Source organism: Pararcticibacter amylolyticus (genome assembly GCF_003130405.1).
Classification (GTDB): domain Bacteria; phylum Bacteroidota; class Bacteroidia; order Sphingobacteriales; family Sphingobacteriaceae; genus Arcticibacter; species Arcticibacter amylolyticus.
Map to the genome: position 1 here is coordinate 243281 of NZ_QEAS01000008.1, position 15569 is coordinate 258849.

Sequence of the window (15569 nt, forward strand, 5' to 3'; positions counted from 1 at the left end):
AAGGCTGTTAATGAAAAAAAACCTGATAGACGATTACTTCAGATCTATCGCTGCGATATTTTCAGTCCCAACTTTTAAAGAGATTTTCAAAAGCGGACAAAGTGATTACGTCGCAGAAACAATATTTCACTATCGTTCCAGGTTAAGTTTCAGGAAGGAGGTAACAATGAAAAAGGTGCTCGGAAAAGCCTATAAGCACCTGATGCATAATTACCGGAATGAATACATATACAAAAACCATATCGCAAACAACCTTTTATTAGAACGTCACAAACTTAACGAAGCCGTTATGCTCAACGAGCTACGCGTAGGAGCCTCTATCGCAGATATAGTCATCATCAACGGCACTAATACCGTGTATGAGGTAAAAACCGAGCTCGACTCACCTTACAAGCTTAAAAAGCAGATCAGCGACTACAGAAAGTTCTCGCCTAAAATATATCTCGTCACGCACCATTCTTTGGTCGGTAAGTATGAGAAAATTCTAGGTGATGACAGCGTAGGGCTATTGTCACTTTCCTCCGATTCAGGCCTTTCTGTTATAAAGGAAGCAGTTGAGGAATTCTCGCTGTTAGATAGTAAAACTATGATGAATACCTTGCGGAAGGACGAGTATTCAAATCTGCTCTTGGAAGCGTTTGGTGATGTTCCGAAAGTCGCCAACATTAAGTTCTATCGTGCCTGCCTCGCTTTGATTGAGAAGTTAGATCCGCACTTCGTTCATGCTTTATCGCTCAAGCAATTAAGAACCCGTGCATTCCATGAGGAGAGAATGATTCAGTCAAGGGAAACGCCGGAAGAAATTAAGCATATCTGTCTCACCATTAATCCCAATAAAACAGAATTTCAAAATCTATATAACTTTTTAAACCTCACAATGTAATGTATTTCCCTTATTTTCGATGTAAACAGTTTGAACTCCTTGCCTTACGGGAGTTAAGCGGACGCTTAGGCCATTCAGGAAAAATATCACCAGTTCCCGAGCCGGTCAAAAAGTCTTCACCAACCGTGGCGGGTTGTGTTCTTAATCCCAGATTTAAAGATGGAATGTAAATTTTTGAAATAAATATTGAAAACAATTAAGCAATAGCTTAAGTTTGTATGGATAGAAAAGCAATAGTTATCACTCGGTCAGAAGATGGAAAACGGTGCATAGCCGTCGACCAATCTAATTATGAGGTGATCCTTGCTTTCCTCGGTGCTGACAAAAGGCATAAGAGCAAGTTTAGAGATATAGCTAATGTCATTTTGAATGGACTCAGGAATACTGAGCTATACGACAAAGAAGAGCCGGATGCAAAGTCTAAAGGAGTTCGGGCGATGAAGTTTTTTAAAGGACAAGAGAATGCTCGCATATACTGCAGGGAGGTTACAAGGGAGGATAAGACTTTTGTAATTATAGCATCTGAACTATTAGAAAGCAAGAAAACGCAAAAAATCAATCAAAAAATTTTAAACATCATTCATAGAGTAGCAAGTTATGACTACAAAGAAATCATCGACCCCAGCTGAGATTAAAAGATCTTTTGATGAGTTGTTTAACAGCTTCACCAAAGAAGAATTAATTGATCAGGAGGCGAGATTATTAGCCTTTCATTTTTTGAGTGAAGTTGAACATGCACTCGAACAGCAAGGCCTGAACAAAAAGGCTTTGGCTGAGCGGATAGGTACATCTGCTAGTTATATAACCCAACTCTTCAGAGGTGATCGCCTCCCTAACTTTACGATTCTTGCCAGGATTCAGGAGGCTTTGAGCTTAAAGTTTGAAGTGAAGGCCAAGGAAACTAATGCAGATATATCGAAAACGAAATTTGAATTTCCTGAGGTGGAAAATCCGTATGGATTCGTAGGCGTTTACAAGAATTTAACTCCAGATTACGGCAAACACACTTCCGTTGCATTGCGAGTTGATTATAATGAACAAAAGATAGCGTAATGAAAGCAAAGATTTCTCCACTTTCCTGGTTAAATTTTGCTTTGCTTCAAAGCAATTTTCAATTTGTACAACCAGAAGTCAAACCCAAAAAGAAAAAGATAAATCCCGCCGATTTTTTCAGAAATTACGTTATAGATATCGATTTTGATATTCAGGATACCAACCCGGATGAATTTCAAGTCTTTACTAAAATAGATATCAATACAGATGAGAGTTTGATTGCTGGATATAAAATTTCTGTCGAGGGAGCAGGGGTATTTAGGATCAATCCTAACGAGGCACTGTCAGAAGCACATCGCGATAATCTGAGAAATTATTCTGCTGTTAATCTTTTAATTAATCGCTTGAGGACTCATATACTTCAAACCACAAGTTTGTCTGTATTTGGTCCTTATGATCTTCCTCCGATTGATATTACGGATTTGTTTGTCCAAAAGTCTGAAAGAGTGTAGTAATAAACAAGATTTCGACACCTTTGAATCTCACGACCTTATGAGAACCTCATAGAGAGCCAGGGAAAACTGCTCGAAGCCATGGAATAGTCCTAATCTGTAAGTTGTTTACAAAAAATGAGGGTGAAAGGTCACTTATCCTAAGTCTTTAGATGTGAATTCCGGAGATTTCAAACACCTTCTTTTTTAGCTTTTCCTGGGCCTCATAAGCGCCCAGGACAATAGTTTCCCTTACTGATTCATCATACTTCCCGTCAATACAAAATGATTGAAAGCCTAAATCGGGCGAAGTAATGTAGATCATGTTTCTCCGGGAGCTTTGTTTGTTAAAAACATATATGTTAAAGTAAAAAGTGCCTTTCACAGGGGTACGGTCAGCTACTCTTCCCGTTTCAAGGTCGGTGCTTTCTATGATTGTGTCAAGAGGAATAGCACAACGGAAAATATGGATTTGCCGCAAGTCGCCGGTCTGCCTCGTCCAGGTTTGAACCGTCATCGAGTGAAAGGTTTGGCTTTTATATTTAAACCTGGAAAGGGGAGGATTGAAAAACTGCTGAAAAATCTTTATCCGCTCATCGATCAAAACACCATGTTCTTCGCGCATTTCATTTTGGTCGTGCAAATAAACCTTGCGAAAATCGTAAGGTTCAATCGGCGAGAATGAAATGGACAGAATCTGTAGGCTGCAGATGACGGGCATCCTGCTTGATATAAATCTGCTCAGAAGTTCCTTAAGTTGTCTGGTGGATAGGACCTGTATAAAAGTCAGACTCAAGAACGCGATCCAGGTTCGGGCATTTTTATTTACTTCCATATCCATAACGAAAGAAACGTAAAAGTAATGATTTTCTGTAAAATCAATTGTTATCTTCGGGGTGTGATTTCCAGCCGCTTTTCTGTTCCCTTTCGTTATACGATTATTAAATTACCGGATCAACCGGGTTACGAATATGAAAACCAGCAAACTTATAATATTACTTGCGGCTTTTTCCATTATTGCATTCGCATCATATCGCCTCGGTGCAAAAAAGATGGCCAGTGCTGGCAACTTGATAAAAAACAACATTCAGTTTTCTGGAAAGATACTCTCCTATAGTAGATCTCATAACCACTCCTATGGGATTGTTAAAATAAAGGTGATTGAATCAAACAGGAGAGAATTTACCGGATCTGACAGCTTAGGCGTATTTCCTTATAGGATACAAGGAGATTATGCTGAATTTTACGGATACATCCCTAAAGCAATTTCTATCGGCGATCTTATCGTTCTCAATTCAGACGAGCAGACTTTTACTTACTATAAAAGCGGGAAAATAGAGGCAGAAACAATGATCTTCATTACTGCGGAAAACGAAAATATACAATATGTCAGAGCTAATACCGCGTTTAAATAAACGTGTTAAAGTATTATTCACAGAAGATAGCGCCCTGAATTATGCGGCGTACCTGTTGGCCGATGAAAACGGTATATCTATCAAGGTCGCAAAATATAGAGGTACTAATCGGGTAGACCCGATTGAAAATAACGAATACGGTTATTCTTCCTTGATTAAAGCAACCCGTAAATGCAAAAGTATTATTCTCATTCTGCTAATACCTCGTTTTTTCCTACTTTAGCAATGGCAACGGCAGAAGCAGTTTTAGGCGGCGCAGTTCTATCCTTGTTACCGGCAAACAAAGCTTAATTCTGACTAATACGACCCACAAAATTATAGATTAATGAAAGTAGGAAGGCAATTTAATACGTTAACGTTCGAAGAATATATGTTCTTCATCGATAACCATAAAAAGTATTCTGACTTTAATACACTGGGCTTATATAGGTCTTTGATAGAAAATCCCAGGTTGGATGAAAATCAAAGGATATTAGTCAGGGATTACGCAAATAAGAAATTCGAAAAGACGTTTCAGTTTCTACAAGTGAAAGATCCCTGGACTTTTATTAAAGTTAAAACCTTAGGGTTGGAGCTCACAAAGAGTGACAAGGATGAATTGTGGCGAATGATTGTGATTAATCAGGAAAAAATACTACGCGATAAAAGAATAAAGCATCGGAATTTCGGTGAGTATTCAAAGCATAACTGCGGATATGAGACATGTCCGATGAACGGAATGATGATTAAGCAAGGTAGTTATTTCGCGGAATATGAGATGTGTATTGGTAATGTAAATAAGCGCTTAAGGGAAGAAAGAGCTAAAGACAGAAAATTAGATCGGAAAAGAGCAAGCCTGATTATAAACAAGGAACTTGATCTTTCTACGCGAGAAAAGTGAAGAGATGCAGTTCCCTGGATGTGCATATATACAACCACAATTTGAGAAGGTTGTGCAAGCAGTAAGTCAATTTTTAGAGAAGAAAAGGATTTTCTTTTCCAAAGAGGTGAGGCTATAGGTGAAGCCAGAGGAGCAGCGAAAGAGCGACCAAAGCCGAAGTTAAAATGCGCGAAGAGAAACGTGACATTGTCCTGAATCTCAAGAAATTGGAAATTTCGGTGACAGATATTGCAAAAGACACTGGCCTAACTCCCGATGAAATAGAAGGGTTATAATCAAAACTTCCCTTTCAGAATATCCTTTGATCGTAAAAATGCAATTTATTTATTCCTTATCTTCATTGTATGAAATCTCCTGCCATTATACTCCTTTTCATCCTGTTATATACCAGTGGGTATTCACAGCGGCCATCCGTCGAGGAAGCTTTGAAGAATATGGCTAACGTTCAAATGCCTCACATTCAAACAAGTCCGGATATGACAAAGTACGAAGGCAAAGACATTTATGTGTGTGATACAATAACCGATTACAAAATTATCAATGACTCACTGAAACTTTTCTACCTTGGAAATCAGTCAGGAAAGTATAACATGACTATTGTGATTAAGAGTAGCACAATAAAAGTATATCCTGGCTGGAAAGGGCACCGCCAATGTTTCAAAGGTTTGGTAACGCGATACGAAGGTAAACCAGCCATAATAATAACACAGAGCGGTCAAATTGGCGTCTTTGTAGAAATCTAAACTTGAAAATTTGTAAAGCCAGGAATCAGAATCGAATCCACTTGGAAAAGTCGAGGCATTTCCTGGAAGTTTTTCTTTTTTTGGGGAGCAGGCTGATGCAGTAGAGTTAGCTATCTTAGCTATATCAAATGTTAAAATTTTACGTTCATGAACAGCATTGTACAAAGCTTCACGACAATTCTCATCAAGCAGAAGGAATTAAAATATCACTTCCCTAACATACTGAGAGAGCCTGCCAGCTTACAACATATAGCAAAGGCAGAAGATGCTTTAGGCCTAACCTTCAATGCCGAATTGAGAGAGCTTTATTTGTTTGCAGACGGAACTAATATTGACAGCGTAACACCATCGGGCCTTACGGGACTGATACCAATCCACAACTTCTTATCATTAGAGGATGCTGTTAGCTATTACGCTCAAAGTATGGAGTTTCAAGAAAGCTTTCATAATTGGACTATAGATTTTCAGCCCGGTAAGCAATTGTTTCCGTTTTTAGAAGATGGAACAGGAAATTGTTATTGGGTGGATTTGAATGAAGAAACACCGAATTATGGCAGGATATTCTGGACAAATACTTTCGGTTCTGACCCTGATTATACTTATAGTTCTTTAACAAATATGTTTGAGGTCATCGCTGATGCATATCGTATCGGTATTGTGTTCCTGGACGACAACGGATATTTAAATTGTGATTTTAAAGCATTTGACGAACTTTCTGAAAAAAAGCAATAAACTACTATTTGTCTTCCTCTAACAGAGCATACACAATGCTGTTTTCAGAAGCCGTAACATTGTCGCAGATTTACAATCAGAAATTTCGTTTAATTTGAACATGCGTATCCTTCCAACATCGCTCGATCCCTCCGAGTATCTCTATTTAACTGTCAGCAAAATTGATAAAACCCACGATAGCCGTCTAATTCAGGTTATTTTCCATAATATTCGTGAAAAGATAAGGTCACTTGACGAACATGAGTTCCGGGCCGTGTCTTCACTGTCAAAGGCAAGACAGGCAATCTATGTGATTTGGCATTTACAGTCTGAAGTAAATAACGGAGGCTTTAATCAGTTCTATTTTAATCCTACGGGAAAGTATGCACATCTGGCACCACAAGCACTCTCGCTTGTAGGAGCAAACAGATTCTCCCAGCTTGTAGTAAAAGCAAATATGACATACGAAGATTATTACGACAAGATAACCAACCAACAGGATGGTACAATTGAAGGTTTCAGCAAATCGTATGACAACAACCCCCTAAATGAGTTAGACAGGCAATTCTACCAGTTATATGGTAAAGAAGACCTCAACTCAATTCTCATTCACTTCATAAGAACCCACAAACAAAATTTCAGCGATTGTCCCGACGATTCCCGCTAAAAATCTCCCCAAAAACCGATACCTTTGAATCTACACAACCTTATAAATGGAGGAAGGACTCTACGAACAACTCATAACAAAACTGCTCGCCAATAAGCTGGAAACCCAGTTGCCGGAACAGTATTATATTAAAAGCAGCGTACTGGACAAGGAAGAAGCAGCCCGGTATCTCAGCATGTACCTGGCCGGCACGATAAAATACGCCCTCTCCGAATATAAAGACGAAAACGGCCTTAGCAGGCAAATTGAGCTCAGCAATAAAATCATACAGTTGCTGATGCAGGAACTACCCAGACTTTACCTTAATGAGAACCTCATAGAAAGCCAGGGAAAACTACTTGAAGGTTTTTTTTATGGGGAAAAAATTCGAGGGTATATTTATCTCGCCGTAAATGCGGTTAAGTAAGCCTCACCCCGAAAGGTGCGGGGGTATTATAATAAAATTGAAGATACAGACATAGAGCAAAAGGACGACCGTTGAGGAGTTTATCAAATTTTCACTCAGTGTGCAGAATCGCAGGAAGGCGAGGGGCAGGGCTTGCCTTCGAAAATAACCTTGCTGTAATTTTCTCAGCAAACAGGATTCATTATTCCCATGGGGCTGTAACTGAAAGAAATAATAGGCCTGATTTTATTTTTCGAGGAATCAAATATTATAATGATCCTCACTTTAACACGTCGTTGCTCACAATGCTGGGTTTAAAGACAACTGCAAAAGACAGATGGAGGCAGGTGTTGTCAGAAGCAGCGAAAATTCCCCATAAGCATTTAATCACTCTTGAACCGGCAATCAGCCGGAACCAGACTGAGGAGATGCGGGTCAACCACCTTCAACTCGTAATTCCCTCGCCCTTATATTCCACAGATACTTCTGAACAGCAAAAGCAGCTGATTTCACTGAAGGATTTTATAACAATTGTTGACGGCAAGCAAAAGCAGTATAGTGACACTACGTTGTTGTTTTAAGTCGTGAAATATCCAAAGAAATTTTGTCATTTCTCAGGGGAACCATGGGGAGCATGTACTAACGTGTGTGGAAAAGATAGTGACATCGCAGGATATTTTTAGGGGTTATGTCAACTATCGAACCATCCGGCGACCGCCACACCGCATGATATTCTGCTTCGAGCATGAAAGGATGCTGCCATAACTGCCAGCGTACGATCATCTTCCCGCCATCGCGGAATATTTTAGCGGCTACATTGTCGAAGCATTCATTACGTGTAGTACCACCTTCGGGAACTACAGCAATGGACACGGGATTCCCTGTTGGCTTTAATCTAGCTAAAAGGACAGGTACATTTTCATTTGTGATTGCGGGACAGTAACCATCGTCATATTAGCTAGGAGTGTATTTGGTGAATGATGAATATTCGGTTTTATCATTAAAATCAAAAATTACAGCGACGCTGCTTCTAGCCCTGGTCAAAGCCACATAGAATTTCGATCGGCTCGTTGGCGCAAGAACAGTGCTACGGCTCTTCAACCAGTCGAGTATGGGTTGGGTCGGATAGATCAACACTCGCTCGAATGACAGCCCCTTGGACTCTCCGAAATTCATGACCTCGTACTGTTGATCGACAGCCTGGGTAACCTTATCCCGCAGTTGTATCGGTCGGTATTTGGCTAGATATCCGGCTACATCGGCCGGCCGTATAAAAAATAAGCCATCATGCCCGGTAACCGTAAAGTTGCCAGAACTTGTTGGCTTAAAATCGGGAAAAAGGGAATTGGAAAGATCGCAGATAGCTTTAATACAGCGATGGTTGACCATTAAAGAAGTGTCATCTGTCGTTAGACCTAAAGAATGGTCTTCAAAAAAATGTACGATCTCTGACTTTTTAAATTGTTTATTTTTAGCAGCGTTGGCGGTCGAATAAGTGCCTTGACGAGGGTCGCCGACCAGCAATATCTCTGCCTTGCAATTGAATAATAGCTTTAAGAATTCCAGATCGTAACCAGCCAGGTCCTGTACCTCATCTATGAAAATATTCGTGTAGATATTTGTAAGCCGCTCGATCACTGCGCCATCGGAACGTTCGTTACAACGCACCACGAACTTGGCTAATTTATCAGAGTAGACCTTCATCCCGGGAGTAAAGTAATGTCGTTCGAACTCCTTTTCACTGAAATAGATGGGTTTGCCAAAACGGTCTTCACCTTTTTTACCGGACTGCCCGCTTACCAATAACAAACCATTGATCCGTTTCTCTAGCAAACAGCCCTGAAAAGGGCGTACCCCATGCTGCAATAAAAAACTGAACCAGGTTTGAACAGTGATATTAGGCGGGATACAATGATTGAGTTCTACGATCTTATTTCGTATCTCCTGCTCATTGGCTTCTGTGAACGTCGTAATGAGCACCCGTTTACCTTTAACTTTAAGCGCTTCCTTGACCAGGTGTGTTGTTTTGCCTGAACCTGCCGCCGCTACGATCAAATTATTTGTCCCGGTTGTCATTGGATCGCTTCTAAAATATAGTCGGGCAATTCGATTTCTTCATTGCTGTTAAAGACCTTTAAAGCACAATCGGTCTTGTTCGCTTTCATGTAGCGGTGCAAATCTTCGATATCGGTATAGCTGGTACCTAAAACGGTATTCATTTTTGCCAGATTGTTGCTTGCGACGATCCTGGGTTCAAGTGTATTAAAATTAAACGGTTTTGCATCTGAAGTCCCCCGCCTTGTGTCAACCGTTTTGTCATAATATATCTTGATGTTTGCCTTTTCGTTGGGGCCTAAATAGTCTTCATACTTCTTTTCCAGAGCTGTAATATCACCGTCGTTATCGGTAATCACAACTACCGGTTTTCCTACTTTTTCGGCGATCTCCAGGAAGCGTAAGAAAGAGGTACCGACCGAAATGACATCAATTCCTTTTTCAATAGGAAGCTTACCATTATGCTTTTCCCGGAAAGCACGCTGCACCACTAACTCATCAGAATCGCCTTCTACCAGGATGGCCTTCTTACATAAGATCAAACGCAAGGTGTCATAACCGGCCAGTTTTCGGAAAAAATCCTGGGTCTTCGGATTAAGGTCGTTCAACCTAGCCGCCTTTTGGTTGTTTAATAATATCAGATGCTCCAACCCCAACTTATTCGCTACAAAACTGCTGTGGGTTGAAATGAGCAATTGTTTTTCAGATTGTTCAGTTTGAATATCATCGATCAGTTGGTTTAGTTTGGAATAGGACAAATGATTCTCCGGTTCTTCCAGTAAGATCATATTGGCCTGTTTGGCTTTATTATGCCCCAGGGCTAATTTGGTTTTGATGATACACTGCTCTCCCTTACCTATGTAATGAAAAGGCACATCATCCAAATAGGTCATCAGGCTGCTTTCCCAGGCATTTTTGGAGGAAAGCTCGACCGAAAGTTCGATCTGTTTTTCAGTGATCTTAGCCGCTTTCCTGATCTTTTCATTAATTGTTTGAATAGCAGACTGAGCCATAAAATATTCTTTCATCTGCCGGTGCGACTGAGAAATCTTGACGATCTCTTCATCGTCCAAAAACTCTTTGATGATACGTGAGACGTAAATGTCTGACCCGTTTTGATACCTATTGCTCGCAGAATCTATCAAGGCAGATTTAATAGGTATCGTCCGAGGGGTAATACTTTCATCCCTAGCAAAAGATGACCAGTGCACTTCGTAGTATTCAACAGGCAAGGTTTTAATTCCACCTGCCTGCACCAACTTTTCATATTCGTCTTGGTATTTATCATTGAACTGGATCTTAAGCGATACGCCGGCCTGTTTTGCACGTTCTCTATTCCCATTGCCTTCAAATTCAGCGATGTCGTCACCAGCCATGACCACTTCGATAAGAATATGCGGTAACAAGGCATTTTTACCTTTTGCCTCCAGCTCTGTGATATAGGTGGTAATTACTTCGCTGTTAAAAATATACTGCGTGAGTTCATTCTTTAGATAACGCCCATGCAATAAGCCAGTCAATGCCAAATGTATGGCCTCTAATATGGTAGATTTTCCGGCTTCGTTATTGCCGACCAAAATATTTATCCCTTGGTTCAGCGGTAGCTTAAACAGGCCTTTAAAACATTTAAAATTCTCGATAATAACTTTTTGTATATGCATGGTGATCGGTTCAATAAGTAAAAGTAGGAAATAATATTCCATCTTTTATCTAGCCTTTTTGATCACCAGATCCGCTTTAGAAGATCTAACAAATGCCGCTCGAGCACCATTCCGACAATATCGTTCAGGCATTGAAAACGGACTAAGCGTCCATCCATTCATCGATTTAACAAGAAGTGACAATGTTTAAATGAGCATTAAGACCCTGAAATAATCGGGTAACCGCTAATCGATAGAAGCAGACTGAAAATATGGTAAACTTTTACTGTTCCACCGTATGAGGATCTTAAACTTTTAATTCCTGCTCTTCAAAGATGGAAGTGATGATCGTGGCATAATCTTCTTTGGCGATCTTTCTTGTTAAAGTATCTTTGACGATCTTGTGAATGATTGGTACTTGGGGGCAAAACAATAATTTTATTTTGATGCCCCGTCTCTTAAATGCACATTCCATATCCGAGCTATACACAGGGATAATTCAAATACGAAAAATTTTCTTCTGATGCTATATTGTTTTAAATTGTTGATAGATTAGCATTGTATGATTAAATTTATTCGCTATTGTCTGGCGTATTTTAAAAAGGCATCCCCTCAACCAGTTAGCCAAATCGATTCTCTTGCACCTAAAATCTTAACAAAGCCAGAAGATCTGAAAAAGGTCCAGCCATATTTAGATGCGCTTAAAAATGCTATTACCGATTCTGAAATTACAAATATTGCGCTTACTGGTGGCTATGGCTCAGGTAAAAGTACAATTATCAGGACCTTCCAGAGTCAATTTCCCCAATACTATTATTTGAATCTGTCTTTAGCTTCCTTCAAGGATATTAAGGATGAAAAAAATGGGTCAGGGGAGAACAGTGGTAAGAATCTGGAGCGACAACTTGAAGTAAGTATCCTGCAACAGATTTTTTATCATGTACGGCCCTCTGACATACCGGATTCAAGGTTCAAACGCATTGTTAATTTAACCACAGCAAAAATTTGGCTTTATGCAGCGTCTCTAGTCTTATGGGTCGCCAGTTCGCTCGTCCTGTTTCAATTAAAATACGTAAACAAATTGGATCCACAGAACTGGGATACTGAGAAAGAATTTGACTTTTTTGCGCCAATTCCATTCATTATATTTTTCACTGGCGTTGGCCTATTTGCCAAATCAATAATAAGGCTTTTTAGTAATTCAAAGATCAGCAAGTTCACGATCAAGGGAGAGCTTGAACTGGGTGACAAAATCGACAAGTCAGTTTTTAACGAGCATCTGGAGGAGATTATTTACTTCTTCGAAAGAACAACGTATAACGTTGTAGTTATCGAGGATCTTGACCGCTTTGAAACCACTGACATTTTTACCAAACTTCGTGAGATTAATATACTTTTAAATAGTTCCATATCGGTTGCCAGAGAGATCAATTTTGTGTACGCTATCAAAGATGAGATGTTCACCGATAAAAGTGAACGTGTAAAGTTCTTTGAATATATCATTCCGGTTATACCATTTATAAATCCCTCAAATGCAGGTGAACAGATGGCTCGTTTGATCGGAAATTCATCGCTAGAAGGGGTATTATCGAAGGAATTTACCGAAGATGTAGTCACTTTCATTGATGACATAGATATGAGGCTGCTTACAAACATATTTCATGAGTATCAATTGTACCGGTCAAATATAAATGATGATGAGTTGAATCAGGATGAGCTTTTTGCTATGATAACCTATAAAAACTTGTTTCCAGACGATTTCGGTGAACTTCATAAACGTAAGGGAAAGCTTTATAGCTTTATCGCAGGCAAGGATAGATATATAGAAGGATTAAAATCGGCACACAATAAAAAGATCAACGAAATAGCAAGGAAAATTTCAAATATTGAGAAAGAACAGATTAACGATCTTCATGAGCTACGCAAGATCTATCTTTTAGAATACTTCAATCAGATCCCAGATGCCGTTGCCTTTATTATTGATGGCCAGCAGAGAAAGATCAGCGATCTTATTGATGAAGAAATATTTGATAAATTGAGAGCCACTACCAATGTAAATTATCAATTTTATTCTAGTCGCTACTACAGCAACGAATATTATCTTACCAGCACCAATATTGATCTCCCGTTTAGCAAAATAGAAGCTGCTGTCAGTCAGTATTTTACTTATGACGAGCGAGTTGAGTTCATTAATGGCAGGGTTGATAACGTACAAAAATTGCTTAAAACTGACATCCAGAAGTTAAAGGCTGAAATCATAGAAATGGATTCATGGAATCTTAAGAAAATATTTGAATTGGTCAGCATCGATCCATATCTGGAAAGCTTTTCTGATAATTATCTCATTCGCAACCTACTTCTGAACGGTTATCTGAATGAAAACTATAGTGATTATATATCACTTTTTCATGCAGTAAACTTGACAAAAGAAGATAATACGTTTCTACGGTACCTTAAAAGCGGTATCAGCGCTCCATTCGAGTATAAGCTTACCCGGTTGGAAAACCTCTTTAAGAGAATTTCCCTTAAATATTTCAGCCGTCTGGCCGTATTGAACTTCGACCTAATGGATCACATGGCAGAAAATTACAGCTCCTGCAAAGAGGCATACAATTCAGTTATCAAACAGCTCTGTTCAGTATCAGATAAGAAAACTTCATTTATCGATACATATCTTGACAAACGTCGAAATCATTCTGCGCTTTTCATTAATAGGCTTTGTAAAGAGTGGAATGCGTTTTGGGATGAGGTTGTCCACAAAGGAAATTTCACAACGGATAGAAAGAATGAGTACCTTTTATTGATTTTAGAGCATGCAGATGTGCCTGATATTGTTGAATTAGGTACAACTATTAAATCGTATATCGAAAAACATGAACGTATCATAGAATTGCTGAATCACATAGATATAGAAAAGGCTAAAGATATATTGACATCGTTGAACGTAAAAATAGAATCCCTATCTATGCCTTCTGCACAGTCCCATGAGATATTTGATCATATCTATATTAATACTTTTTACAAGATAACTGCCAATAACATCGCTACCATTCTTACCTTTAAGAATCCCGATATCGATGAACAGCAACTTAAAAAGGCCAATTATACGACGGTATTTAGTTCCGGCTGCACGACACTTACTTCCTATCTTGAATCACATTTAGAAAACTATGTGAAGGGAGTTGTATTGAGGTCTGGAAATAATGAAGAGGCAGAGTCGTCTCTTATAGCAATGCTTAACCATGAACAGATTACAGAAGGTACGAAAATAGCGCTAATAAGCTCACAATCAACAATACTTTGCCATTTAAGCGATATTGAAAACCAACCAATCCGAGCAGCACTGATCCAAGGCAACAAAATAAAAGTAAACTGGGAGAACCTGCTGGTTTATTTCGAGCAATTAGATACTAAAGAACTGGATGGTACCCTGGTCAATTTTCTTAATCAATCTGAGGCTTTTGAGCCACTTTCAGAGCAAAATATGACAGTAATCACATCTTATGATAAGAATACCGTCAAATCGTTTTTTGTAAAGATTTTGTATTGTAACGAATTATCATATGAGGCATACACCTCCTTAATCAAGAGCTATCCTGTGAGGTGGATCGAGCTATCTTTCGAACACTTGGAAAAGGACAAAGTCAAACACCTCGTTGAGAATAACATTTTAAGTTTTGAAGTTGGCAATTACAATAATTTGCGTAGCAAATTCGGCGCAGAAAATTATCACATAATGTTTATTGAAAAAAATCGCCTCGATTTTTTCGAGAAAGTCAACGACATAGAAATTGAAAGCAACGAGCTATCCAAACTTTTGCAATCCACAAGCTTTTCCTTTGAAGAGAAATTAAAACTTATCGAATATGTAAAAGATACAGATGAAAATTTGATTATTGAAAATATCACTATAGCAAGGCAGGTATGCCATATCTTATCAAAATCGGCATATATAGAAATATCCTCTTCACTGATGGAATGTCTATTTAAGAGTTCTTCTTCAGTAGAGGATAGGATCCGGCTACTTAATATGCATAACAGCAAATGTTCTGATACCGAATTTGAGGAACTTGTTTCTAAATTAGGTGACGATTACAAAGATTTGTTTAAAAAGAAGCATAAGCCAACATTTTCAATAACAGAATACAACAGGGACCTTTTCAATACCTTAAAAGACCGTAGGATGATAAAAAGCTTTGATAAAGATTGGAAGGATGAAGGTAAATATCGGGTAATAGCCAATTACCAGTGATTTTTTAACAGTCTAAAGGGTACTTCTAATCTTCAGGCTAACTGCGGTAAAGAAAATAGTTTTATCTAGCGATTTTATAAATTATCAACACATATCGGTATCCGCCCGACTAACCCCATCTTGACCTTCAATTCTTAATAGTCTTACTTTGTCCGCACGATAAAGATAAAAGGAATGGATCAAAGAGAAAGAATGAGGTCAGAGGTTGAGCGCTGGCGTCAAAGTGGATTATCACAAAAAGAGTTCTGCAAGGAGTTGGGAATGAAAGTAGGGACGTTTGCCTACTGGGTATCCCGAAGCAAAGAATCAGAAAAGAAGAAAGGATTTATACCGCTGGCTCCCCCTGCCGGATCGGTAGAGTTAATAGAAGTTAGTTACCCTAACGGAGTGCGCGTCAAAGTACCAGCCTTAGATCTGAAAGTCCTTTCTCAGCTCATCCATTTGTATTAATGTT

At 39.0% G+C, this 15569-nt stretch carries 16 protein-coding genes; 12 read left to right on the forward strand and 4 right to left on the reverse strand.

Annotated features, from left to right (window positions below):
• The first annotated feature begins 10 nt into the window (after nucleotides 1-10).
• The 4 genes from DDR33_RS11530 to DDR33_RS11545 all read left to right on the forward strand — a co-directional run bounded on the left by DDR33_RS11530 (nucleotide 11) and on the right by DDR33_RS11545 (nucleotide 2388).
• Nucleotides 11-883 (forward strand): sce7726 family protein, encoded by an 873-nt coding sequence (locus tag DDR33_RS11530; RefSeq protein ID WP_109415935.1) that lies wholly within the window; start codon nucleotides 11-13, stop codon nucleotides 881-883.
• A 218-nt stretch (nucleotides 884-1101) separates the two neighbouring features.
• Nucleotides 1102-1512, forward strand: coding sequence for a hypothetical protein (locus tag DDR33_RS11535; RefSeq protein ID WP_109415936.1), 411 nt, complete (start codon nucleotides 1102-1104; stop codon nucleotides 1510-1512).
• On the forward strand, nucleotides 1481-1936 hold the full coding sequence (locus tag DDR33_RS11540; RefSeq protein WP_109415937.1) for a helix-turn-helix domain-containing protein: 456 nt from the start codon (nucleotides 1481-1483) through the stop codon (nucleotides 1934-1936). Before DDR33_RS11535 ends, DDR33_RS11540 begins: the two co-directional genes overlap by 32 nt.
• Nucleotides 1936-2388 carry a protein-export chaperone SecB gene (locus DDR33_RS11545; protein ID WP_109415938.1) on the forward strand — a complete coding sequence of 151 codons (453 nt, stop codon included), beginning with the start codon at nucleotides 1936-1938 and terminating at the stop codon, nucleotides 2386-2388. The genes DDR33_RS11540 and DDR33_RS11545 overlap by 1 nt, the downstream gene beginning before the upstream one ends.
• Before the next feature lie 148 nt (nucleotides 2389-2536).
• On the opposite strand, the gene DDR33_RS11550 is transcribed toward DDR33_RS11545, so the two are convergent.
• The gene (locus DDR33_RS11550; RefSeq protein WP_146198752.1) at nucleotides 2537-2992 is read right to left on the reverse strand and encodes a hypothetical protein; all 456 of its coding nucleotides are present in this window, start codon (nucleotides 2990-2992) and stop codon (nucleotides 2537-2539) included.
• Between the two features lie 346 nt (nucleotides 2993-3338).
• Here DDR33_RS11550 and DDR33_RS11555 point away from each other — a divergent pair, with 346 nt between their 5' ends.
• The 6 genes from DDR33_RS11555 to DDR33_RS26670 all read left to right on the forward strand — a co-directional run bounded on the left by DDR33_RS11555 (nucleotide 3339) and on the right by DDR33_RS26670 (nucleotide 7749).
• Nucleotides 3339-3782 (forward strand): hypothetical protein, encoded by a 444-nt coding sequence (locus DDR33_RS11555; RefSeq protein ID WP_109415940.1) that lies wholly within the window; start codon nucleotides 3339-3341, stop codon nucleotides 3780-3782.
• 325 nt (nucleotides 3783-4107) lie between these two features.
• Complete coding sequence (locus DDR33_RS11565; protein ID WP_109415941.1) at nucleotides 4108-4662, forward strand: hypothetical protein; 555 nt, start codon at nucleotides 4108-4110, stop codon at nucleotides 4660-4662.
• Nucleotides 4663-5552: 890 nt separating this feature from the next.
• Nucleotides 5553-6137, forward strand: coding sequence for an SMI1/KNR4 family protein (locus tag DDR33_RS11575; RefSeq protein ID WP_109415943.1), 585 nt, complete (start codon nucleotides 5553-5555; stop codon nucleotides 6135-6137).
• A gap of 100 nt (nucleotides 6138-6237) precedes the next feature.
• Nucleotides 6238-6783 (forward strand): DMP19 family protein, encoded by a 546-nt coding sequence (locus tag DDR33_RS11580; RefSeq protein ID WP_109415944.1) that lies wholly within the window; start codon nucleotides 6238-6240, stop codon nucleotides 6781-6783.
• A 46-nt stretch (nucleotides 6784-6829) separates the two neighbouring features.
• Nucleotides 6830-7189, forward strand: a complete 360-nt coding sequence (locus DDR33_RS11585) for a hypothetical protein (protein ID WP_109415945.1) — start codon at nucleotides 6830-6832, stop codon at nucleotides 7187-7189.
• A gap of 98 nt (nucleotides 7190-7287) precedes the next feature.
• Nucleotides 7288-7749 (forward strand): type II restriction endonuclease, encoded by a 462-nt coding sequence (locus tag DDR33_RS26670; RefSeq protein WP_238387769.1) that lies wholly within the window; start codon nucleotides 7288-7290, stop codon nucleotides 7747-7749.
• A 58-nt stretch (nucleotides 7750-7807) separates the two neighbouring features.
• Here DDR33_RS26670 and DDR33_RS25570 read toward each other — a convergent pair whose 3' ends face one another.
• The 3 genes from DDR33_RS25570 to DDR33_RS11600 form a co-directional block, all read right to left on the reverse strand.
• A complete protein-coding gene (locus DDR33_RS25570) occupies nucleotides 7808-8041 on the reverse strand; it encodes a hypothetical protein (RefSeq protein WP_146198754.1) in 234 nt (77 codons plus the stop codon).
• An 81-nt stretch (nucleotides 8042-8122) separates the two neighbouring features.
• A complete protein-coding gene (locus DDR33_RS11595) occupies nucleotides 8123-9244 on the reverse strand; it encodes a UvrD-helicase domain-containing protein (RefSeq protein WP_109415946.1) in 1122 nt (373 codons plus the stop codon).
• Nucleotides 9241-10926, reverse strand: coding sequence for an ATP-dependent nuclease (locus DDR33_RS11600; RefSeq protein WP_202913723.1), 1686 nt, complete (start codon nucleotides 10924-10926; stop codon nucleotides 9241-9243). Before DDR33_RS11600 ends, DDR33_RS11595 begins: the two co-directional genes overlap by 4 nt.
• A 499-nt stretch (nucleotides 10927-11425) precedes the next feature.
• Here DDR33_RS11600 and DDR33_RS11605 point away from each other — a divergent pair, with 499 nt between their 5' ends.
• Both DDR33_RS11605 and tnpA read left to right on the forward strand, forming a co-directional pair.
• Nucleotides 11426-15115, forward strand: a complete 3690-nt coding sequence (locus DDR33_RS11605) for a YobI family P-loop NTPase (protein ID WP_109415948.1) — start codon at nucleotides 11426-11428, stop codon at nucleotides 15113-15115.
• A gap of 174 nt (nucleotides 15116-15289) precedes the next feature.
• Entirely contained in the window at nucleotides 15290-15565 is a 276-nt protein-coding gene (gene tnpA / locus DDR33_RS11610; RefSeq protein ID WP_238387770.1) for an IS66 family insertion sequence element accessory protein TnpA, read from the forward strand.
• Nucleotides 15566-15569: the final 4 nt, after the last annotated feature.

What these genes read in the sequence shown, in the direction of transcription:
- DDR33_RS11530 (WP_109415935.1), top strand. Translation starts at nt 11, where the DNA reads ATGAAAAAAAACCTGATAGACGATTACTTCAGATCTATCGCTGCGATA.
- DDR33_RS11535 (WP_109415936.1), top strand. Translation starts at nt 1,102, where the DNA reads ATGGATAGAAAAGCAATAGTTATCACTCGGTCAGAAGATGGAAAACGG.
- DDR33_RS11540 (WP_109415937.1), top strand. Translation starts at nt 1,481, where the DNA reads ATGACTACAAAGAAATCATCGACCCCAGCTGAGATTAAAAGATCTTTT.
- DDR33_RS11545 (WP_109415938.1), top strand. Translation starts at nt 1,936, where the DNA reads ATGAAAGCAAAGATTTCTCCACTTTCCTGGTTAAATTTTGCTTTGCTT.
- DDR33_RS11550 (WP_146198752.1), bottom strand. Translation starts at nt 2,992, where the DNA reads ATGCGCGAAGAACATGGTGTTTTGATCGATGAGCGGATAAAGATTTTT.
- DDR33_RS11555 (WP_109415940.1), top strand. Translation starts at nt 3,339, where the DNA reads ATGAAAACCAGCAAACTTATAATATTACTTGCGGCTTTTTCCATTATT.
- DDR33_RS11565 (WP_109415941.1), top strand. Translation starts at nt 4,108, where the DNA reads ATGAAAGTAGGAAGGCAATTTAATACGTTAACGTTCGAAGAATATATG.
- DDR33_RS11575 (WP_109415943.1), top strand. Translation starts at nt 5,553, where the DNA reads ATGAACAGCATTGTACAAAGCTTCACGACAATTCTCATCAAGCAGAAG.
- DDR33_RS11580 (WP_109415944.1), top strand. Translation starts at nt 6,238, where the DNA reads ATGCGTATCCTTCCAACATCGCTCGATCCCTCCGAGTATCTCTATTTA.
- DDR33_RS11585 (WP_109415945.1), top strand. Translation starts at nt 6,830, where the DNA reads ATGGAGGAAGGACTCTACGAACAACTCATAACAAAACTGCTCGCCAAT.
- DDR33_RS11595 (WP_109415946.1), bottom strand. Translation starts at nt 9,244, where the DNA reads ATGACAACCGGGACAAATAATTTGATCGTAGCGGCGGCAGGTTCAGGC.
- DDR33_RS11600 (WP_202913723.1), bottom strand. Translation starts at nt 10,926, where the DNA reads ATGGAATATTATTTCCTACTTTTACTTATTGAACCGATCACCATGCAT.
- DDR33_RS11605 (WP_109415948.1), top strand. Translation starts at nt 11,426, where the DNA reads ATGATTAAATTTATTCGCTATTGTCTGGCGTATTTTAAAAAGGCATCC.
- tnpA (WP_238387770.1), top strand. Translation starts at nt 15,290, where the DNA reads ATGGATCAAAGAGAAAGAATGAGGTCAGAGGTTGAGCGCTGGCGTCAA.